The sequence below is a fragment of the Micromonospora globosa genome (assembly GCF_000717585.1).
Taxonomy (GTDB): domain Bacteria; phylum Actinomycetota; class Actinomycetes; order Mycobacteriales; family Micromonosporaceae; genus Micromonospora; species Micromonospora aurantiaca.
Genome location: NZ_JNZR01000018.1, coordinates 40288 through 60611, shown reverse-complemented (window position 1 = coordinate 60611; position 20324 = coordinate 40288). Strand labels below are relative to the sequence as shown.

The 20324-nt window shown below is 71.6% G+C and carries 21 protein-coding genes; 12 read left to right on the top strand and 9 right to left on the bottom strand.

Translation table 11 applies throughout. The features are described from left to right. Position 1 precedes the first annotated feature (1 nt). On the bottom strand, positions 2-769 hold the full coding sequence (locus tag IF06_RS0117605) for a glycerophosphodiester phosphodiesterase family protein (RefSeq protein ID WP_030272257.1): 768 nt from the start codon (positions 767-769) through the stop codon (positions 2-4). 88 nt (positions 770-857) lie between these two features. Here IF06_RS0117605 and IF06_RS0117600 point away from each other — a divergent pair, with 88 nt between their 5' ends. Both IF06_RS0117600 and IF06_RS0117595 read left to right on the top strand, forming a co-directional pair. Continuing rightward, the gene (locus IF06_RS0117600; RefSeq protein ID WP_013286332.1) at positions 858-1307 is read left to right on the top strand and encodes a helix-turn-helix domain-containing protein; all 450 of its coding nucleotides are present in this window, start codon (positions 858-860) and stop codon (positions 1305-1307) included. Beyond that, positions 1300-1668, top strand: coding sequence for a DUF4180 domain-containing protein (locus IF06_RS0117595; RefSeq protein ID WP_013286333.1), 369 nt, complete (start codon positions 1300-1302; stop codon positions 1666-1668). Before IF06_RS0117600 ends, IF06_RS0117595 begins: the two co-directional genes overlap by 8 nt. Positions 1669-1822: 154 nt before the next feature. Here the strand turns inward: IF06_RS0117595 and IF06_RS0117590 are convergent, their stop codons facing one another. Both IF06_RS0117590 and IF06_RS0117585 read right to left on the bottom strand, forming a co-directional pair. After that, positions 1823-2473: a flavodoxin family protein gene (locus tag IF06_RS0117590; protein ID WP_013286334.1), complete on the bottom strand. Its 651-nt coding sequence runs from the start codon at positions 2471-2473 to the stop codon at positions 1823-1825. A gap of 64 nt (positions 2474-2537) precedes the next feature. Further along, positions 2538-3308, bottom strand: coding sequence for a lysophospholipid acyltransferase family protein (locus IF06_RS0117585; RefSeq protein WP_013286335.1), 771 nt, complete (start codon positions 3306-3308; stop codon positions 2538-2540). 175 nt (positions 3309-3483) lie between these two features. Between IF06_RS0117585 and IF06_RS0117580 the strand changes: the two genes are divergently transcribed. Then, positions 3484-4896, top strand: coding sequence for a cytochrome ubiquinol oxidase subunit I (locus tag IF06_RS0117580; RefSeq protein ID WP_186461635.1), 1413 nt, complete (start codon positions 3484-3486; stop codon positions 4894-4896). A 17-nt stretch (positions 4897-4913) separates the two neighbouring features. Beyond that, positions 4914-5912 (top strand): cytochrome d ubiquinol oxidase subunit II, encoded by a 999-nt coding sequence (gene cydB / locus IF06_RS0117575; protein WP_030272253.1) that lies wholly within the window; start codon positions 4914-4916, stop codon positions 5910-5912. A 70-nt stretch (positions 5913-5982) separates the two neighbouring features. Here the strand turns inward: cydB and IF06_RS0117570 are convergent, their stop codons facing one another. Beyond that, positions 5983-6669 (bottom strand): hypothetical protein, encoded by a 687-nt coding sequence (locus IF06_RS0117570; RefSeq protein WP_013476783.1) that lies wholly within the window; start codon positions 6667-6669, stop codon positions 5983-5985. A gap of 65 nt (positions 6670-6734) precedes the next feature. Further along, complete coding sequence (locus tag IF06_RS0117565; RefSeq protein ID WP_221488069.1) at positions 6735-7199, bottom strand: peroxiredoxin; 465 nt, start codon at positions 7197-7199, stop codon at positions 6735-6737. Positions 7200-7289: 90 nt separating this feature from the next. On the opposite strand from IF06_RS0117565, the gene IF06_RS0117560 reads away from it, so the two are divergent. Both IF06_RS0117560 and IF06_RS0117555 read left to right on the top strand, forming a co-directional pair. Further along, positions 7290-7682 (top strand): YciI family protein, encoded by a 393-nt coding sequence (locus IF06_RS0117560; protein ID WP_030272251.1) that lies wholly within the window; start codon positions 7290-7292, stop codon positions 7680-7682. A gap of 19 nt (positions 7683-7701) precedes the next feature. Further along, entirely contained in the window at positions 7702-8922 is a 1221-nt protein-coding gene (locus IF06_RS0117555) for an RNA polymerase sigma factor (RefSeq protein WP_084588823.1), read from the top strand. 40 nt (positions 8923-8962) lie between these two features. Here the strand turns inward: IF06_RS0117555 and IF06_RS0117550 are convergent, their stop codons facing one another. Then, positions 8963-9796 (bottom strand): patatin-like phospholipase family protein, encoded by an 834-nt coding sequence (locus IF06_RS0117550; RefSeq protein ID WP_030272247.1) that lies wholly within the window; start codon positions 9794-9796, stop codon positions 8963-8965. 75 nt (positions 9797-9871) lie between these two features. Here IF06_RS0117550 and IF06_RS0117545 point away from each other — a divergent pair, with 75 nt between their 5' ends. Beyond that, positions 9872-10600 carry an SDR family NAD(P)-dependent oxidoreductase gene (locus tag IF06_RS0117545; protein ID WP_013286344.1) on the top strand — a complete coding sequence of 243 codons (729 nt, stop codon included), beginning with the start codon at positions 9872-9874 and terminating at the stop codon, positions 10598-10600. A gap of 50 nt (positions 10601-10650) precedes the next feature. Here the strand turns inward: IF06_RS0117545 and IF06_RS34755 are convergent, their stop codons facing one another. Both IF06_RS34755 and IF06_RS0117535 read right to left on the bottom strand, forming a co-directional pair. After that, positions 10651-10776 carry an MFS transporter small subunit gene (locus IF06_RS34755; protein ID WP_013286345.1) on the bottom strand — a complete coding sequence of 42 codons (126 nt, stop codon included), beginning with the start codon at positions 10774-10776 and terminating at the stop codon, positions 10651-10653. Next, positions 10773-12191, bottom strand: coding sequence for an OFA family MFS transporter (locus IF06_RS0117535; protein WP_030272246.1), 1419 nt, complete (start codon positions 12189-12191; stop codon positions 10773-10775). Before IF06_RS0117535 ends, IF06_RS34755 begins: the two co-directional genes overlap by 4 nt. Before the next feature lie 179 nt (positions 12192-12370). Between IF06_RS0117535 and pdxY the strand changes: the two genes are divergently transcribed. The 5 genes from pdxY (at position 12371) to IF06_RS0117510 (ending at position 17062) form a co-directional block, all read left to right on the top strand. Continuing rightward, complete coding sequence (gene pdxY, locus IF06_RS0117530) at positions 12371-13222, top strand: pyridoxal kinase PdxY (protein ID WP_013286347.1); 852 nt, start codon at positions 12371-12373, stop codon at positions 13220-13222. Positions 13223-13321: 99 nt separating this feature from the next. Then, positions 13322-13786: a helix-turn-helix transcriptional regulator gene (locus tag IF06_RS0117525; RefSeq protein ID WP_013286348.1), complete on the top strand. Its 465-nt coding sequence runs from the start codon at positions 13322-13324 to the stop codon at positions 13784-13786. 5 nt (positions 13787-13791) lie between these two features. Beyond that, positions 13792-14202: a VOC family protein gene (locus IF06_RS0117520; RefSeq protein WP_030272243.1), complete on the top strand. Its 411-nt coding sequence runs from the start codon at positions 13792-13794 to the stop codon at positions 14200-14202. Between the two features lie 8 nt (positions 14203-14210). Beyond that, a complete protein-coding gene (locus tag IF06_RS0117515; RefSeq protein ID WP_030272241.1) occupies positions 14211-14660 on the top strand; it encodes a pyridoxamine 5'-phosphate oxidase family protein in 450 nt (149 codons plus the stop codon). A gap of 26 nt (positions 14661-14686) precedes the next feature. Continuing rightward, positions 14687-17062, top strand: a complete 2376-nt coding sequence (locus IF06_RS0117510) for an ATP-binding cassette domain-containing protein (protein WP_030272240.1) — start codon at positions 14687-14689, stop codon at positions 17060-17062. A gap of 70 nt (positions 17063-17132) precedes the next feature. Here IF06_RS0117510 and IF06_RS0117505 read toward each other — a convergent pair whose 3' ends face one another. Continuing rightward, positions 17133-19916 carry a hypothetical protein gene (locus tag IF06_RS0117505; protein ID WP_143025311.1) on the bottom strand — a complete coding sequence of 928 codons (2784 nt, stop codon included), beginning with the start codon at positions 19914-19916 and terminating at the stop codon, positions 17133-17135. Positions 19917-20324 lie beyond the last annotated feature (408 nt).

Sequence of the window (20324 nt, the reverse complement as noted above, 5' to 3'; positions counted from 1 at the left end):
CTCAGGCGGCCCAGTGGCCGCGACTGCGATAGACGTCACGGAGCACGCTGACGTGATCGGTCATGATGCCATCCACACCAAGATCAAGTAAGTGGTGCATCTGGGCGGGATCGTCGATCGTCCAGACGTGCACCTGCAACCCGATCCGGTGGCAGTACGCGAGGAACCGCCGATCGGCCACCGGCACCCGCCCGAAGGCGACGGGCACCTGCGCGGCCACCACCGACGGGGGCAGCCGTAGCAGCCGTCCGTGCAGCGAGGCCAGCCGCAGCCGGGCCACGCCGCGCATGCCGAGGCTGGTGGCGACCTTCGGTCCCGCCAGCGCCCGCAGCCGGGCCAGCCGGGCGTCGCTGAACGAGGCGAGCAGCACCCGCCCGCCCGCGCGGACCCGGGTGACCGTGGCGACGGTGGGCGCCACGCCGCCGTCGGACTTCACGTCGATGTTGAACCGCACCTGCGGCCAGGCGCCGAGCACCTCGTCCAGGCGGGGCACCAGGGCGGCGCCGCCGACGCGTACCGAGGCCAGGTCGGCCCAGCGCAGATCCGCGATGCGACCCGGCTCGCCGGTGACCCGGCGCAGCGTCGGGTCGTGGAAGACCACCGGTACGCCGTCGGCGGTGGCGTGCACGTCGGTCTCCACGTACCGGTAACCCAGGGCGACGGCACGGGCGAACGCGGCGGCGGTGTTCTCGTCGCCGTCGGCCGCGCCGCCGCGGTGGGCGAACGCCAGCGGCGCGGGCGCGTCGAGGTAGCCGTGACGGGGCTGCACGCGGGCAGTATGCCCGGCCCGGGTGGCGCAGACATGGCCGGGCGGTGAAATTACCTATCGTTCCCCATCATCGCTAAGATAGGGTGCGATGAGTAACGACATGTACTCGGTGGAGCAGGTCGCTGACCTGCTCGGCCTGCACGTGCGCACCGTGCGCGGCTACATCCGCTCCGGGCGGCTGCGGGCCACGCGGATCGGCAAGCAGTACCGGATCACCCGCGCGGACCTGGACGCGCTGACCGGCCGGCCGGCGCCGCCCTCGGTGCCGGCGGCGGAGGTGTCGAGCGTCGTGCGGCTCGACGGCGTCGACCGGGCCGCCGTCGACCGGCTCGCCACGCTGGTGCTGGCCGGTGTGAACACCCACCACGACCCGGACCGTCCGCTGCGCGTGCAGACGGTCCACGACGAGGAGCGGCACCGCATGACCATCATGATCCTGGGCGATCTCACCGCCACCGCCGACCTGCTGCGCCTGCTCGACGGGGTGCTCGACGGCGGCAACGGCCTGCTCGGCGGCGGGGAGCACAGCCGTGGCTGACCTGATGCAGGAGCGCGCCGGCGAGCAGGTGCTGGTCTGCGACCCGGACGGCCCGCCGATCGCCACCGAGCGCGACGCGCTGGACCTGATCGGCGCGGCGTTCCTCGGCGCGACTGTGGTCGCGGTGCCGGCCGAGCGGCTCGACCCCGACTTCTTCACGCTCGGCACCCGCTTCGCCGGCGACGTGATGCAGAAGTTCGTCAACTACCGGCTGCGCCTGGCGATCGTCGGTGACATCTCCGCCCACCTGGAGCGCAGCGACGCGTTGCGCGCGCTGGTGGCCGAGTCGAACCGGCACGACCAGGTGTGGTTCGTCCCGGACCTGGCCGCACTCGACGACCGGCTGCGCACCACCCCCTGACCCACCCTGCCCGCCCCGCCCTCGCCTCGCTGATCTTGCACTTGCGGCCCCTCGTCGGGGGCGTTTGGCCGGGTTTGCCGGGGCACCAATTGCAAGATCGACGGCGGAGTAGCGGGCCGCGGGGTCGGGTCGGGTGCGGGCAGGGGGCGCCGGGTCAGCCGGACTGGCTGCTGGGTTCGGTGCCTGCGCCGCGGGTTCCGGGTGGCGGGTAGGGCCGGTCCGCGAGCAGCCGGGCCAGGTGGGCGCTGTTGAGCGCCAGCGCGGCGGTGGTGCGGCCGGTCGTGTCGGGTTTGGGGCGGGCGTCGACGTAGTCGGTCTTGTGCAGCGCCTCCCCGACCCAGTAGGTGGCCCCGGCGGCCGGGCAGGTGAACCCCACCTCGTTGAGGGCCTGCTGCACCTCGGCGATGGTGTGGTGCGCGCCGTCCTCGTTGCCGACCACGGCCACCCCGCCGACCTTGCCGTAGGTGCGCAGGCGGCCCTGGTCGTCGGTCTCGGACAGCTCGGCGTCCAACCGTTCGAGGACCATCTTGGTCACCGACGAGGGCTGACCGAGCCAGATCGGCGTGGCGATGATCAGGATCTGGGCGGCGAGCAGCTTGGCGCGGATGCCGGGCCAGCCGTCGCCGTCGCCCTCGTCGACGGAGACCCCGAAGCGCACGTCGTGGTCGACCACCCGGACGATCTCGCCGTCGACACCCTGCTCGGCCAGCGCGTCGAGCACCTCCTGACCGAGCACCTGTGAACTGGACGTCGCCGGGGAGCGCTTCAGGGTGCAGTTGAGAACGAGTGCTCGGACAGCGGTCATGACCAGGTCCTCTCCACCTGAAGGGGCGCGAGGACTTGATACCCGCCACCGGCGCCGGGATGCGTCAGCCGGCGCGGTGGCGACGGTGGGCGCGGGCGGTGTCGACCGGCCGGCCCGGGTCGACGTGGCGCGGCCGGTCCGGCTCGTCGGGGCGCAGCGGCACCAGGTCGTCGGTGATCGCGTCGATGATCCGGTCGGTGGCCTGCCGGGCCGCGCCGGGGGAGCCCGACCGCAGGTCGTCCAGCGGCACCGGGGCGCCGAAGTGCACCCGGATGGCGGGCCGGCGGACGATCGCCCGGGCTGTCGCGCGCAGCATGCCCTTGGGCGCCCGGTAGGGGAGCACCTCGTGCGAGCCCCACTGGGCGACCGGGACCACGGCGGCGCCGCTGGCGAAGGCGAGCCGGGCGGCGCCGGTCTTGCCCCGCTCGGGCCACATGCCCGGGTCGAGCCCGATGCGTCCCTCCGGGTAGACCACCACCACCGAGCCGCCGGCCACGGCCTCGGCGGCGACCTCCAGTGACCGGTGCACCGCGGAGGTGCCCCGGTCGACGCGGATGTGCCCGGCGCGGCGCATCAGCGACCCGATCACCGGGGCGCGGAACAGACCGCCGGTGGCCATGATCCGGGGCGCGACGCGCCGGACCCGGCAGGCGGCGGCGAGCACCACCGGGTCGAACGGGCTGATGTGGTTGGCGGCCAGGACCAGCGGGCCGTGGCGCAGCGCGTCGGGCACGTCGCCGGTGACCTCCAGCCGGCCGACCAGCCCGACGACGGCGCGGGCGAGCGTCTGCGCGCTCCGCCACAGCAGCGGCGCGCGCCAGGGGGTGCTGTTCATCAGTGCTGGATGTTCCCACGCGCGGGCACGGGTCGGGGAGCCGGTGGGGGTCCTCCGGCAAGGTGATCAGGGTCATTGGTCCCGGGCCGGGTGGGGCCCTGCGGCCCTGCTGCTTTCGCTACGACGCCGAGTAGTATCTACTACGTCTCGTAGTATGCGCAGCTGGGGGTTTCAGGTGGACGCGTTGGACGTCGCCCGCTGGCAGTTCGGTGTCACCACCGTCTACCACTTCTTGTTCGTGCCGTTGACCATCGGCCTGTCCGTGCTGGTGGCGATCCTCCAGACCATGTGGCACCGCACCGGCAACGAGCGGTACCTCAAACTCACCAAGTTCTACGGCAAGCTCTTTCTGATCAACTTCGCGATGGGTGTGGTCACCGGCATCGTGCAGGAGTTCCAGTTCGGCATGAACTGGAGTGACTACTCCCGCTTCGTCGGTGACATCTTCGGCGCGCCGCTGGCCATCGAGGCCCTGGTGGCGTTCTTCCTCGAATCCACGTTCATCGGCCTGTGGATCTTCGGCTGGGACCGGCTGCCCAAGCGCCTGCACCTGGCCGCGATCTGGGCCGCCGCGATCGGCACCAACCTGTCGGCGTACTTCATCCTCGCCGCCAACTCGTTCATGCAGAACCCGGTCGGGTTCCGGATCAACCCGGAGAGTGGCCGTGCCGAGCTGACGGACTTCGTCGCCGTGCTCACCAACAAGGTCGCCCTGGTGACCTTCCCGCACACCCTGGCCGGCGCGTTCCTGGTCGCCGGGTCGCTGATGGTCACCGTCGGCCTGTGGCACGTGATGCGCAACCGCGACAGCGCCGACACCGGCGCGTACCGCTTCGCCACCAAGCTCGGCTCCTGGGTCGTCCTGATCTCCTCGGCGCTGGTCATCCTCACCGGCGACATCCAGGGCAAGATCATGACCGAGGTGCAGCCGATGAAGATGGCCGCCGCCGAGGGCCTCTACACCACCGAGAGCCCCGCCTCGTTCTCCGTGTTCACCGTCGGCAGCCTCGACGGCAGCCGCGAGCTGTTCGCCGTCAAGATCCCGTACCTGCTGTCGTTCCTCGGCACCGGCGACCCCAACGGCACCGTGCAGGGCATCAACGACCTGCAGGCCCAGTACGCCAGCCAGTACGGCCCCGGCAACTACGCCCCGATCATCCCGGTCACCTACTGGAGCTTCCGCTTCATGATCGGCTTCGGGCTGGCCGCCGCCGCGATCGCGCTGCTGGTGCTGTGGAGCCAGCGCAAGGGCCGCACCCCGACCAGCAAGTGGCTGCTGCGGGCCGGCCTGGTCATGCCCGTGCTGCCGCTGCTCGCAAACTCCTTCGGCTGGATCTTCACCGAGATGGGCCGCCAGCCGTGGATCGTCTTCGGCGAGATGCTCACCCGCGACGGCGTGTCCCGCAGCGTCTCCCTGACCGAGGTGCTCACCTCGTTCACCGCGTTCACCCTCATCTACGCCGTCCTCGCGGTGGTCGAGTTCAAACTGCTGGTCCGCTACGCCCGCGCCGGCGTACCGGACGTCACCCCCCAGTCCGACGACGACGACACCGACGACGCCGAGCGCCCGCTGGCGTTCGCCTACTGACACCCCGGAGCCCAACCGTGGAACTGACGACCGTCTGGTTTCTCCTCGTAGCAGTGCTCTTCACCGGCTACTTCATCCTCGAAGGCTTCGACTTCGGCGTCGGGATGCTGCTGCCGGTGCTCGGCCGCGACGACAGGCAGCGCCGCGTCCTGATCAACACCATCGGCCCGGTCTGGGACGGCAACGAGGTGTGGCTGATCACCGCCGGCGGCGCCATGTTCGCCGCCTTCCCCGAGTGGTACGCCACCCTGTTCTCCGGCTTCTACCTGCCGCTGCTGCTCATCCTGCTGGCCCTGATCGCCCGCGGCGTCGCCTTCGAGTACCGCCACAAGCGGCCCGAGGCGTCCTGGAAGCGCCGCTGGGACCAGGCCATCTTCTGGGGCTCGGCGATCCCGGCCGTGCTGTGGGGCGTGGCGTTCGCCAACATCTTCCGCGGCGTGCCGCTGGACGCCGACCACGAGTACGTCGGCGGCCTGCTCGACCTGCTCAACCCGTACGCGCTGCTCGGCGGCCTGACCACGCTGGGGCTGTTCCTCACCCACGGCGCGGTGTTCCTGGCGCTCAAGACCACCGGTGACATCCGGGAGCGCGCCGGCGCCCTCGCCGTGAAGCTCGGCGTCGGCACCGCCGTGGCCGCCGTGGCGTTCCTGAGCTGGTCGCTGAGCATCCGCTCCAGCGCCGCCGCCGTCGTGCTCGCCGTCGGCGCCGCCCTCGCCCTGCTCGGCGGTCTGGCCGCGGCCAAGGTACGCCGGGAGGGCTGGGCGTTCACCGGCACCGCCGTGGCGATCGCGCTGGCCGTGGCGACGCTGTTCGCCGCGCTGTTCCCGAACGTGATGCCGTCCACCCTCGACGCGGCCGGCACGCTCACCGCCACCAACGCCGCGTCCACCCCGTACACCTTGAAGATCATGACCTGGGTGGCGGTGATCTTCACGCCGATCGTGCTGGCCTACCAGGGTTGGACGTACTGGGTGTTCCGCCGCCGGATCGGGGTACAGAACATTCCGCAACACTGATCGACCTGTGGGCGCAGGGGCGCGGGGCCGGTGCGAGGGGGTCGCACCGGCCCCGCGGGGCGTTCCGGGGTCAGCGCGCCTCGCGCAGTTCCGCCAGCCGCGCCTCGATCTCGGCCAGCTCGGCGCGCAGCTTCTCCGCCTGCTGCTCGGCCTCGGCCCGCTCGGCGGCCAGGATCTGCTCCACCGCCTCCTGCACCCCTGGCACGTCCACCAGCGCCACCATCCGCAGCGCCTCGGCCGGCTTCACCACGTACGGCCGGGCCAGCGCCTTCGTGCCCTGCTGCGCGGCCACCGTCCACTCGCCCTCGGCGTAGGCCAGCGTCACGGTCAGCCCCGGCGGGGTCTTCGGCTTCGCGGCCTTCACGACCCGCTTCGCCGGCTTCGGCTCCGCCTGCGGCTGCTCGGCCTTCGGCTCCTCCCGCCGCGGCGCCGGCACCCGCGGCGTGTCCAGCACGAACTCCGGCTCCGGCGCGGCCGGCGGCTGCTCCGGTTCCGGCTTCGCCTCGGCGGCCGGCCGCCGCCCGGCACCCTTCGGGGCGATCGCCACGTCGGCGGGGGAGAACGGCAGCTCGTCGCGGCCGAACCGCACCACCACGAACTCCTCCGACGCCGCCGGGTCGGTCAGCTCCACCACCTGCCCGAGCTGCCCGGCCATCTGCCCGGCCGCCTCGGTGAACACCACCCGGGGCTTGCGGCCCGCGGCCAGCGCCTCCCGGATCCCCTGAACCTCGTCAGTGGACAAACCCTGACCCGCCATCACGCCCTCTTCCGTACACCTGTTTGACGCAGCCTTGATACCAGCCGGCTGCGACACCGCGATGATCAGCCCCCGAGGGCCCGCAGCGCCGCGTCGGCGTGCTCGTTCATGCTCAGCTCGCTGTGCACCACTGCGAGCACCCGCCGGTCCGTGCCGATCACGAACGTCATCCGCCGGGTGCTCAGCGCGCCCAGCGGCAGCCGCCGCCGCACCCCGAACGCCCGCGCCACCTCGCCGTCGACGTCGGACAGCAGCGGATAGTCGAACCCGTGCCGGCGGGAGAACTCCGCCTGCCGCTGCACCGGATCCCGGCTGATCCCCACCCGAGACGCGCCCACCGCCGCGAACTCCGCCGCCAGATCCCGGAAGTGGCAGCTCTCCGCCGTGCAGCCCCGCGTCATCGCCGCCGGGTAGAAGAACAGCACCACCGGACCGGCGGCCAGGAACTCCGACAGCCGCCGCGGCGTGCCCGTCTCGTCCGGCAGCGTGAAATCCTCGACCAGGTCACCGACACCCACCGCGTCACTCATGACGCGAGGATATGTAGACATCGGCGATCCCGCTCCGTCGTACCCGGCGAGCGGCGGGGAGGCACCGCCGCACGACGCGAAGGACCGACAGTGAAGTACGTGATCATGATCCACTCCAACCCGGAGCCGTGGGGCCACCCCACCTCCGAATACCTCGCCGCCCACCAGGAGCTGCCCGCCGAGGTACGCGACCGGCTCAACGCCGACTTCGAGCAGGTGATGACCGAGCTGCACGCCAACGGGGAACTGGTCGTCGGCGAGGCGCTCGGCGACCCCCGCACCGCCCGGCTCTACCGGTGGCGCGACGGCGCGCCGCTGGCGACCGACGGCCCGTACTCCGAGGCCAAGGAACACCTCGCCGGTTTCTTCCTCATCGACGTCGAGGACCAGGCCCGCGCCGACGCCGTCGCCGCGAAGTTCGCCGGCCCGGGGGAGACCGTCGAGCTGCGGCCCCTGATGTGGCCGGGCGGGTCCGATCAGTAACGCCCCGCCCCTCGCGGACGTGTGGCGCCGGGAGGCGCCGCACGTCCGCGCCGCGCTGCTGCGCCGCTACGGGCAACCCGACGCCTGCGAGGACGCCCTGCAGGACGCGGCGGAGGCGGCCGCCGCCCGGTGGCCGCTCACCGGCGTGCCCGACGAACCGCGGGCCTGGCTCATCCGGGTCGCCGCGCGGCGGCTGATCGACCGGATGCGCGCCGAGGAGGCCCGCAGCCGCCGCGAGCGGCTCGACGCGGTCCGGCAACCCGGCGCCGGCGTCGAACCGCCCGTCGACGACACGCCCGTGACCGGCGCCGACGACACGCTGCGGCTGCTGTTCCTGTGCTGCCACCCGGCGCTGAGCCGCCCCTCCCAGGTCGCGCTGACCCTGCGCGCGGTCGCGGGACTGCGCGTGGAGCAGATCGCCGCCGCCTACCTGGTGCCGGCCCGGACCATGACCCAGCGGCTTAGCCGGGCCCGCGCGACGCTGCGCGAGGCGGGCGCCCGGTTCACCATGCCGCCGCCGGACGCGCTGCCCGGCCGGGTGGCCGCCGTGCTGGACGTGTGCCACCTGGTGTTCAGCGAGGGCTACACCCGCACCTCCGGCGACCAGCTCCTCGACGTCGAACTCGCCGAGGAGGCGATCCGGCTCACCCGCCAGGTCCACGCCGCGCTGCCCGGCCACCACGAGGTCACCGGCGCGCTGGCGCTGATGCTGCTCACCCACGCCCGGTCGCCCGCCCGCACCGACGCCGCCGGTGACCTCGTGCCGCTGGCCGACCAGGACCGCTCCCGCTGGCGCGGCGACCTCATCGACGAGGGCGTCACGCTGCTCGGCCGGGCCCTGCCCCACGGCCCGGTGGGCCGCTACCAGCTCCAGGCGGCCATCGCCGCCGTGCACGCCGAGGCACCGGCCTTCCCGGACACCGACTGGCTGCAGATCAGCGTCCTCTACGACATGCTGAGCCGGGTCGCCCCCAGCCCGTTCGTCACGCTCAACCAGGCCGTCGCGGTGGCCATGGCGCACGGCCCCGCCGTCGGGCTGGCGCTGCTCGACCCGCTGCTGGCCGACCCGGCGATGCGCGGCCACCACCGGCTGCACGCCGTCCGCGCGCACCTGCTGGAACTCCACGGCGACCCACAGGCCGCCGCCGAGCACTACCGGCTGGCCGCACGGCTGACCGGAAGCCTGCCCGAACAGCGCTACCTCAACCGGCGCCTGAGCCGCCTGACCGGCGTCTCCTGAGCTGCGGCACCGGTCAGGCCGCCCCGTGCTGCACGCCCGGTCAGCGCCACACCGCGGCCACCTCGTCGGCCACCGCGTCGGCCTGGGCGAACCCGGCCCGCGCCGACGCCGCCCGCCGCGCCGGGTCCAGCACGTTGCGGCCGATCGCCGTCCGCGCCGCCCGGTCCGGCGACACCACTGCCACCCGTGCCCCCGCCTCCCGTAGCGCCGCCACCTGCGCCGACAGCCGCGGCATCGGCCCCACCGCCGCGCGCGTCGGCGCCAGGACCACCACCTGCCCGCACCCGGCCGCCAGGTCCGCGTTCACCGGCGAGCGGACCCCGCCGTCGACGTAGCGCCGGCCGCCGACTGTGACCGGCGGCCACACCCCCGGCACCGCGCAACTCGCGCCGACCGCGTCCACAAGCGGCACCCCGCTGTCCGCGTCGAACACCACGAACTCGCCGGAGGCCGCGTCCACGGCGGTGACCAGCAGCCGGGCCGCCGGCCAGTCCGGCGACGGCAGCCGCGCCGCGATCACCGCCCGCCGTGACTGCTCCGACGGGGTACGCGCCGACAACGCCATCGCGCCGATACGTGCCCGGGCCCGCGCCGCGTCCCGGCCCCGCCCACCGGCCCACGCCCAGCGCAACAGCACGCCCGTCCCGAGCCGGGCCGGCACCTCGTCGCGGGGCGGCCGCAGCTGCGCCTCGTACAACCGCGCCGGCGGCGTACCCGAACGCACCTGCGCCCCCACCACCGACCCGGCCGACGTACCCACCACCAGGTCCGCCTCGTCCAACCGCAGGCCGTGCCCGGCCAGCCCGGCCAGCAGACCCAGCTCCCACGCCACCCCGGTCACCCCGCCGCCACCCAGCACCAACGCGCGCCCCATGTGACAGTCCTCTCCACCCCGGATGGTCCCGCCCACGGTAACGTCGCCCCCACCGCAAGGCAGGGGAGAAGGGCATTGACCTCCGTCACCATCGTCACCGGGGGAGGACGCGGCATCGGCGCGGCCACCGCCCGCCGGCTCGCCGCCGACGGCCACGACCTGGTCATCGGCTACCGCACCGACCACACCGCCGCCGAATCCGTGGCTGCCGACGTGCGCGCCGCCGGCCGCCGCGCGGTCACCGTCGCCGCCGACACCACCGACCCCGACCAGGTACGCCGCATCTTCGACGCCGCCGACCGGCTCGGCCCGCTCACCGGCCTGGTCAACAACGCCGGCGTCACCAGCCCGATCGGCCCGTTCACCGACCTGCGCGTCGACGACCTGCGCGAGGTCGTCGACGTCAACCTCATCGGGTACGTGCTGTGCGCCCAGCAGGCGGCCCGGCGGCTCACCCGCGGCGGCGCCATCGTCAACGTCTCCTCCGTGGCCGCGACGCTCGGCTCACCCGGCGAGTACGTGCACTACGCCGCCGTCAAGGCCGCCACCGACACCCTCACCGTCGGGCTGGCCAAGGAACTCGCGCCGCACGGTGTCCGCGTCAACGCCGTGGCCCCCGGGATCATCCGCACCACCATCCACGCCCGCTCCGGCGTGCCCGACCGGCCCGACACCGCCGCGGGCCGGATCCCGATGGGCCGCGCAGGGGAACCCGAGGAGGTCGCCGGCGCGATCGCGTACCTGCTCGGCCCGGACGCCTCGTACACAACGGGCGCGGTCCTGCGCGTCGGCGGCGGTCTCTGACCCGGCGGCGGCCCGGGGATCTCCACCCCCGGGCCGCCGCGTCGCGTCTCCTACTGGGTGAACAGCTTCGCCGCCGTGATCAGCGTCTGCACCACGCCGTAGCCCAGCAGCGCCGACACCACCAGCCACGACACCACCAGACGGGCCCGCTGCCCGCCACCGGTCCGCTCGTTCACGATCCGCTCCTCTCCACCGTCACCGGCTGCCCCGGTTCCGTCTCGTCCCGCCCGGACGCGGGCTCGTGGTAACGCTGCGGCACCGGCCGCACCAGCAGGTTCGCCACCAGACCCACCGCCAGCACGCCGACCATCGTGAACAGCGCCGGCCGGTACGCCGCCGCGGTCAACGTGCCCGGCTCGCCCTGCGCGTCGAGGAACGCGTTGACGATCAGCGGCCCGGCCACGCCCGCCGCCGACCACGCGGTCAGCAGCCGTCCGTGGATCGCACCCACCTCGAACGTGCCGAACAGGTCCCGCAGGTACGCCGGCACGGTGGCGAACCCGCCGCCGTAGAACGACAGGATCACGCACGCCAGCAGCACGAACAACGCCGTCGCGGTCTGCCCCACCAGCGCCAGCAGCAGGTACAGCACCATGCCCACACCCAGGTACACCATGTAGATCGGCTTGCGGCCGATCACATCCGAGGTGGACGACCACACGAACCGGCCCGCCATGTTGAACAGCGACAACAGCCCCACGAACCCGCCGGCCGCCGCCACCGACACCGCCGACGTGCCACCCTCGCGGAAGAAGTCCTGGATCATCGGGCTGGCCTGCTCCAGGATGCCGATACCCGCCGTCACGTTGCAGAACAGCACCACCCACAGCAGCCAGAACGACCGCGTCCTGACCGCGTTGGCCGCCGACACGTTCGCCGTCGTCACCAGCGGCTTGTCCGCCACCCGAGCCGGGTCGAACCCGGCCGGCCGCCAGTCCGGCGCCGGCACCCGCACGTTGAACACCCCGAACATCATGATCACGAAGTAGCCGACGCCGAGCGTCACGAACAACCACACCAACGCCGGCCCCGACGCCGTGGAACCGCTGTTCGCCGGGTCGTAGCCCGGGTCGTAGAACGACAGCAGCTGCCGGGACAGGGGAGAGGCCACCATCGCCCCACCACCGAACCCCATGATCGCCAAGCCGGTCGCCAGACCCGGCCGGTCCGGGAACCACTTGATCAACGTGGAGACGGGGGAGATGTACCCGATCCCCAGACCGATCCCGCCCAGCACCCCGTACCCCAGATACAGCAGCCACAGCTGCCCGGTCGCGATACCCAGCGCCCCCACCAGGAACCCCGCCGCCCAGAAACACGCCGAGACGAACATCGCCTTACGCGGCCCGTTCGCCTCCACCCACGTACCGGCCACCGCCGCCGACAACCCCAGCATCACGATCGCGATACTGAAGATCACCCCGATCGCCGTCTGACCGGTGTCGAAATGCGCGATCAGGGAGTTCTTGTACACGCTCGTGGCGTAGACCTGCCCGATGCACAGATGAATCGCCAGCGCCGCCGGAGGAATCAGCCAACGGCTGTACCCCGGCGGCGCGACGGTGTGCCGACGATCGAGTGCGGAAAGCATCAGTGCTTCCTCCGTCCGGATGGCGAGAACACCCCGGTTCATGCCCCTGCCGCACGCTGCACCCAAACCCGCCCCGCGCCGGACGGCCGAAACGCTGCGCCGAACGGTCACCGCCGTCCCGGCCCGTCATCACCCCACCACCGGCAGTCATCCCCGGCCCGGGATGCGACGATGACCGGGTGAAGATCCTGTCCATCCAGTCGTCGGTCGCCTACGGCCACGTCGGCAACTCCGCCGCCGTGTTCCCGCTGCAACGCCTCCGCCACGAGGTCTGGCCGGTCCTGACCGTGCACTTCTCCAACCACACCGGCTACGGCGCCTGGCGCGGCCCCCTGCTCGCCCCCACCGACGTCGCCGACGTCATCGCCGGCATCGAGGACCGCGGCGTGCTCGGCACCGCCGACGCCGTCCTCTCCGGCTACCAGGGCGACCCCGCCGTCGGCGCCGTCATCCTCGACGCCGTCGCCCGCGTCAAGGCCGCCAACCCGGCCGCCCTCTACTGCTGCGACCCGGTCATGGGCGACGTCGGCCGCGGCATGTTCGTCCGCCCCGGCATCCCCGAATACCTCCGCGACACAGTCGTCCCGCGCGCCGACATCGTCACCCCCAACCAGTTCGAGCTGGAATTCCTCGCCGGCCGCACCACCGACACCGTCGACGACCTGCTCGCCGCCGTCGACACCGTCCGCGCCACCGGCCCCCGGCACGTCCTGGTCACCAGCGTCCTGCACGGCGACCTGCCCGCCGGCCACCTGGAAGTCGTCGCCGTCTCCGACGACGGCGCCTGGGCCGTCACCACCCCGCTGCTGCCGATCGCCCCCAACGGCGGCGGCGACGTCACCGCCGCTCTCTACCTCGCCCACCTCGCCACCACCGGCTCACCGAAGACCGCACTGGAACGCACCACCAACTCGATCTACGCGGTACTCGAGGCGACCCTCGAAGCCGGCACCCGCGAACTGCAACTCGTCGCCGCCCAGGACGCCATCGCCGACCCACCCACCCGCTTCACCGCCCGCCGGCTGCGCTGACCGACAGCGCGGGTGCACCTGCCGCGCGGGTGCACCCGCGCGGCGACTCGCCGCTCGAACAGGTGGACGACCCCACCGCCCACCAGGCAGGATGCGGACGTGCCACCGCACCCGGCAACCGACGACCCCGCGTTCGCCCAACGGCTGCGCGACCTCACCCGGCTGCGCCGCGTCCGCGACCGCATCGACCGCGAATACGCCAAACCCCTCGACGTCGAAGCCCTCGCCCGCGGCGAACACATGTCCGCCGGCCACCTCAGCCGGCAGTTCCGCCAGACCTACGGCGAATCCCCGTACGCGTACCTCATGACTCGCCGCATCGAACGCGCCATGGCCCTGCTGCGCCGCGGCGACCTCAGCGTCACCGACGTCTGCTTCGCCGTCGGCTGCCAGTCCCTGGGCACCTTCAGCACCCGCTTCACCGAACTCGTCGGCGAACCACCCAGCGCCTACCGCGCCCGCCACGCACCCGACACCGCCGAACCACCCCCGTGCCTGACCAAACAGGCGACCCGACCGATCAGGAATCGAGAAGCCCGCACCGGCCGACCACCACTAGCGTGACCACCATGACGATCACCATTCACTACGCCTTCCTGCCCCACACCGACGCCGACGCCGCCCTCGCCTTCTACCGCGACACCCTCGGCTTCGAACTGCGCAACGACGTCGGCTACAACAACATGCGCTGGCTCACCGTCGGCCCACCCAACCAGCCCAAGACCGGCATCGTCCTGCACCCGCCGGCCGCCGACCCCGGCATCACCGACGACGAACGCCGCACCATCCTCGAACTCATCGCCAAGGGCAGCTACGGCGCGCTCACCCTCGCCACCGACGACCTCGACGGCCTGTTCGACCGCCTCCAGGCCTCCGGCGCCGACGTCGTCCAGGAACCCACCGAACAGCCCTACGGCGTCCGCGACTGCGCCTTCCGCGACCCCACCGGCAACCTCATCCGCATCAACGAGCGGCGCTGACCCACCCCATGACCGACGCACCCCGCACCCGCGCCCGCCGCCGCAAGGACACCACCCACCGCCTCGAAAACGACGTCGACTGCTGGGTCGCCACCGCCGAACCCGACGGCACCCCGTACCTCGTGCCCCTGTCCTTCGACTGGGACGGCCACACACTGCTCGTCGCCACCCCGGCCGACAGCCCCACCGGCCGCAACCTCGCCGGCGGCCGCGCCCGCGTCGGCCTCGGCCCCACCCGCGACGTCACCATGATCGACGGCGATGTCGAAACCCTCGCCCTCGACGCCCTGCCCACCGGCCGAGGCGACCGCTTCGCCACCCGAACCGGCTTCGACCCCCGTACCCTGACCACGCCCTACCGCTGGTACCGCATCACGCCACACCGCATACAGGCCTGGCGCGAAGCCGACGAGCTACCCGGCCGCACCCTGATGCGCGACGGCCGCTGGCTCGACTGACACCCGCACCACCGGACGGAGAGACCATGAGCAAGGCCACCACCGGCCTGCACCACGCCGACAGCCACGACATCATCCGCGTCCACGGCGCCCGCGAGAACAACCTGCGCAACGTCGACGTCGAGATACCCAAACGCCGCCTCACCGTGTTCACCGGCGTCTCCGGCTCCGGCAAGAGCTCACTGGTCTTCGGCACCATCGCCGCCGAGTCCCAGCGCCTCATCAACGAGACCTACAGCGCCTTCGTCCAGGGCTTCATGCCCACCCTGTCCCGCCCCGAGGTCGACATCCTCGAAGGCCTCACCACCGCCATCATCGTCGACCAGGAACGCATGGGCGCCGACCCCCGCTCCACGGTCGGCACCGCCACCGACGTCAACGCCATGCTGCGCATCCTGTTCAGCCGCCTCGGCGACCCCCACATCGGCCCACCCAACGCCTACTCCTTCAACGTCCCCTCCGTACGCGCCGCCGGCGCCATCACCGTCGACCGCGGCCCCGGCAAGACCCAGACCAAGAAGGGCACCTTCAACCGCCTCGGCGGCATGTGCCCCCGCTGCGAGGGCCGCGGCGCCGTCACCGACTTCGACCTCACCGTCCTCTACGACGAGAAGCTCTCCCTCAACGAGGGCGCCATCACCATCCCCGGCTACAGCATGGACGGCTGGTACAGCCGCACCTTCCGCTCCAGCGGCCTGTTCGACCCCGACAAGCCCATCCGCGACTACACCAGACGCGAACTCGACGACCTGCTCCACAAGGAGCCCACGAAGATCAAGGTCGACGGCATCAACGTCACCTACACCGGCCTCATCCCCGCCATCAGCAAGTCGATGCTCGCCAAGGACGTCGACGCCATGCAGCCCCACATCCGCGCCTTCGTCGAACGCGCCGTCACGTTCACCACCTGCCCCGACTGCGACGGCACCCGGCTCGCCCCCGAAGCCCGCTCCTCGAAGATCAACGGCATCAACATCGCCGACGCCTGCGCCATGCAGATCAGCGACCTCGCCACCTGGGTACGCGACCTGCACCAACCCTCCGTGGGCCCGCTGCTCAAGGCACTGGGGGACACCCTCGACTCCTTCGTCGAGATCGGCCTCGGCTACCTCAGCCTCGACCGCCCCGCCGGCACCCTCTCCGGCGGCGAGGCCCAGCGCACCAAGATGATCCGCCACCTCGGCTCGTCCCTCACCGACGTCACCTACGTCTTCGACGAACCCACAATCGGCCTGCACCCGCACGACATCGCCCGCATGAACAACCTCCTGCTCCAACTCCGCGACAAGGGCAACACCGTCCTCGTCGTCGAACACAAACCCGAGACCATCGCCATCGCCGACCACGTCGTCGACCTCGGCCCCGGCGCCGGCACCGCCGGCGGCACCATCTGCTACGAAGGCACAGTCGCCGGCCTGCGCGCCAGCGACACCACCACCGGCCGCCACCTCGACGACCGCGCCACCCTCAAGGACAAGCTGCGTACGCCCACCGGCACCCTGCCGATCCGCGGCGCCCGCACCCACAACCTGCGCGACGTCGACGTCGACATCCCCCTGGGCGTCCTGGTTGTCGTCACCGGCGTCGCCGGCTCCGGCAAGAGCAGCCTCATCCACGGCTCACTGGCCAAACGCGAGGACGTCGTCAGCGTCGACCAGACCGCCATCCGCGGCTCCCGCCGCAGCAACCCCGCCACCTACACCGGCCTGCTCGACCCCATCCGCAAGGCCTTCGCCAAGGCCAACGGCGTCAAACCCGCCCTGTTCAGCGCCAACTCCGAAGGCGCCTGCCCGACCTGCAACGGCGCCGGCGTCATCTACACCGACCTCGGCATGATGGCCGGCGTCGCCAGCACCTGCGAGGACTGCGAAGGCAAGCGCTTCCAGCCCGCCGTCCTCGACTACCACCTCGGCGGACGCGACATCAGCGAGGTCCTCGCCATGTCCGTCGACGAAGCCGAGACGTTCTTCAGCGACGGCGAGGCCCGCACCCCGGCCGCCCACACCATCCTCGACCGGCTCGCCGACGTCGGCCTCGGCTACCTCACGCTCGGTCAGCCCCTCACCACGCTGTCCGGCGGCGAACGGCAGCGGCTCAAGCTCGCCACCCGGATGGGGGACAAGGGCGGCGTGTACGTCCTCGACGAACCCACCACCGGCCTGCACCTGGCCGACGTCGCCCAACTGCTCGGCCTGCTCGACCGGCTCGTCGACACGGGGAAGTCCGTCATCGTGATCGAGCACCACCAGGCCGTCATGGCGCACGCCGACTGGATCATCGACCTCGGTCCGGGCGCCGGACACGACGGCGGCCGGATCGTGTACGAGGGCACCCCGGCGGATCTCGTGGCGGCCCGGTCGACGCTCACGGGCGAACACCTGGCCGACTACGTCGGCGCCTGACCGCCGGACGGCAGCACAGGGGAGAGGCCCGGCGGAGGGCCCCACGACAAGGATGCGCGGGCACGTCCCTTCAGGGCTCAAGTTGAATGTTCACCGGGTCGACGAATTCGACCCGCAGCCGATCATCAGACAGGATGTCGACTACCCGCTGCCAGTGCGCGGCACGCCGGCCGCAGACCGCGCGCAGGCGCTCGACGCCCGGCCTCTCTCCTTCCGCGTCGACCCGCCTCAAGGTCGCCAGGCCGACCTCAGCGGTGGCAGCGCTCAGCGTCGCGGTCACCCGGCCGACCTGCTGGACGACCTCGTCCACGTGCCGGGTCAGCTCAGCCACCCGGGCTTCGACGGATTGGTCGCGTCGAGACAGCGACTCCAGGCCGTCCGGCTTCTCGATGACCAACTCGTCGAACACCGGCACAGGTGGCGGGAAGCGGAGATCCGCGAGGTGCACGAGCTCCACCGCCTCGGTGACGAGCCGGCAGAACTGCGCCCGGTGCAGCCAGTACCAAGCGCGGTCCTCCGCCATCCTCGCCAGCAGCCGCCATGTCCGATCATCCAGCTCGAGCCACTTGATCAGGTCGTGGACATCCGCCCGCCACGGCGGCTCACAACGCTGGTGCCAGTTTCGCTCCAGCAGCGCCGCCCCGTCGTGAAGCAGCTTCTTGACATACGCGGCGATCCGAATACGGGTGACGTTCTCGGGGCGCCGCAGGACCGATCGCATCGGCTGGTCCAGGTCCAGTTGAAGGAACCGAAAGTCGTCACTGCCGCGGAGGCGACCGAAGTCCGGGTCACTGCTGGCGATCCAACTGCGCAGCCGTGAGGCCACACCGGTCTGCGTGGTGGCCTGGAGCGAGACCTGCCCGGCGACCTTGCTGCCAGCGCTGGCCAGCACGGCCTGGAGTTCGATCACCGCGTACTCGGTCAGCAAGCGCTGGCGCTGGTCGTCACCGAGTTCGCCGGGAGGAGCGGGAGCGACACCTGCCGCCGGACTCGGTGGGGGAACGGGGAGATAGCCGTACAGCCCGTAGGCGTATGCAGCCGCCGCCTGGTAGTAGTCCAGGTAGCCCAGACGCCCCGGGCCGAGCCGATGACGACGCTGTGCGCGGATGACGGCGTCGCGAAGCGACTCCGGCTGGACAGGCCAGCTCCGCACCATCGTCTCGACTCGCCGGTACAGCCGTCGCGGCCACCAGCGTCGCAGGTTCCGCATCGCCATCAGCTTCTGCTCGGCAAACCAGCCGACCTCGACGCCGGCAACCGTCAGCTGGTCCTGGGCCAAGTCGTGTACGGCGCGGGCGAGCCGGAGCGGCGCCCACACGTCTCGCGCGAAGCGAAGCAGGCCTCTGGTCACCTCGGAGCGGGTTCCGCGGACCAACCACGCCAGGGCTGCGTCCTCGTGCAACCGGTGAAACTCCTGGAGCGCGGCCAGGTTGAGCAGCACCCGAGCGGTGGCCGGGGCACCGAGCATCTCCTTGACCTGCTGTTGCGCCTCGGCACGGTCCGCCGCATCGCGAAAGGAAGACAACAACGGCCAGTACCGCCCCACGAAGACCGCGATCAACCGATCCTTGATCTGGTCGCGGAGAACCTTCCGCTCTCCGACGGCATCGACGGCGAACCAGTCCTCCGCTGTGCGTTCCGAATACGCCAGAGTCTTCGCGTACTGGTAGCGCAGGCGGATGAGCTCCCGGCGACGGCGGATGGCCCACAGCATCGAGACGGGGTAGCGGAAGGGGTGCCTCCACCGGTCCCGTCTGCGGGTCCAGAGCGAGGCGGTGTAGCGGCTCTCCAACTCACCGAGGCAGAGCGCCCCGTGGTACGTGTCCAGGGCGGCGAGGAACAGACCCAGGTCTTCCTGAACGCTGGCCACCATCATGCGGATGTCGGAGTTGAAGGGGTCCAGGCGAAGAGCTTCCCGATACCACCAGAGCGCGTCGTCGAGACGCCGCTCGTCGTGCCGCTTCTTGGCCTCGTTGTACGCCTCGAACAGCCCGGTCGGCAGGTCGCGGAGTCGCCACGTCCGCCACGGTGCCTCATCAGCCAGGCGAGTCACCGGCAGAATCTTGGCCATCGTCCAGTAGGCCGCCTTACACGTGGCGTCTTCCCAGGTCATGCCCCACTCCGTAGTCGTCGCGCTGCCTGTGGCACCAGCGAACGACGTGACCGTGACCGAGACGCCGTAACAGGGCTCCTGCTTCCGCTCCTGGAGAGTCGCCCTGATCATGTAACCCGTCCGGGGCCAGAGCCGTGCCATGAACTTCGGCAGGACCGCCAACGGGTTCGTGAACGTTCCCGGCTCCTCGCCGAGGACATCGAGGAAGTTCTGCGCCGGGAGGGTCGTCGGGCCCGCGTACGGCGGATAGATGCTGGTGGTGGCGAGTTGACGGCAGAACCGGCTCTTCAGGTACGCCGCCCGGCCGGTGTCGTTCGCGTCCGCGGCGTTCTCGAAGTCACGCACGTCGACCGCCCCTGGACGGTGTGCGAGCCACTCACGGCGGAAGTTGCGCCACGCGACGAAGGCCGCCAGGAACAGGAACAGTATCCCGATCCGTCGCCACAGCTCAGTGGACCGGTCGAAGGCACGAGCTACACCGATCAGGAGGAGACGGAATGGCTCCAGCAACTCCCAGTCGCTCTGACCGGTCGGGACGGCGCCGGACCGAGCTAGGCGGTCGAGTGCCAGGAGCAGCGCCACCGTGCTGACGATTCCGAGGACCAGCCAGGGCGCTGGTTTCGGGATCGGCAGGGGCGAGGGCGCGGTGCGGGCCTTGCTGAAGATCCGATGGGGGGACCGGACCTTCCAGGACTCGGGGCGTGGGTTCCTCTGCTCGGCGTGATCGTGCCGGTTGTCCATCGAGAACGCTCCTGACGACCGCCCGGAACTGCGGTTCCAGGCTAAGTGGCCAGGTAGCGGGGAACTGGAAAACGGCGGATCGGTTGTCATGCCCGGAAGGCAGGCCATACTCTAGCGACCCTTGCTTTCCGCCCGTGGGTTCGCCGCGGCCCACCCGGTTCGATAATGTACATTATGTCAAGTAACGCTGAGGCGGGAGCTCCCCGAGCGCCCGCGCGAGGCAGGTGACCGCTTTTGCGGGCCTTCGGGGTGCCGGAGGGTCAAGCAGTCACCCCCTGTCGTGCTGCGGGACCGCGTGCTCGACCTGGCGAGCGCTGGCAGCGGCAGCAAGCTCGCCGCGAGCCGGCTCGCACCTCCGGACACGATGCCGCCGCCGTTGGCCCAGGCGCCAATCATCGGGCCGGCCCA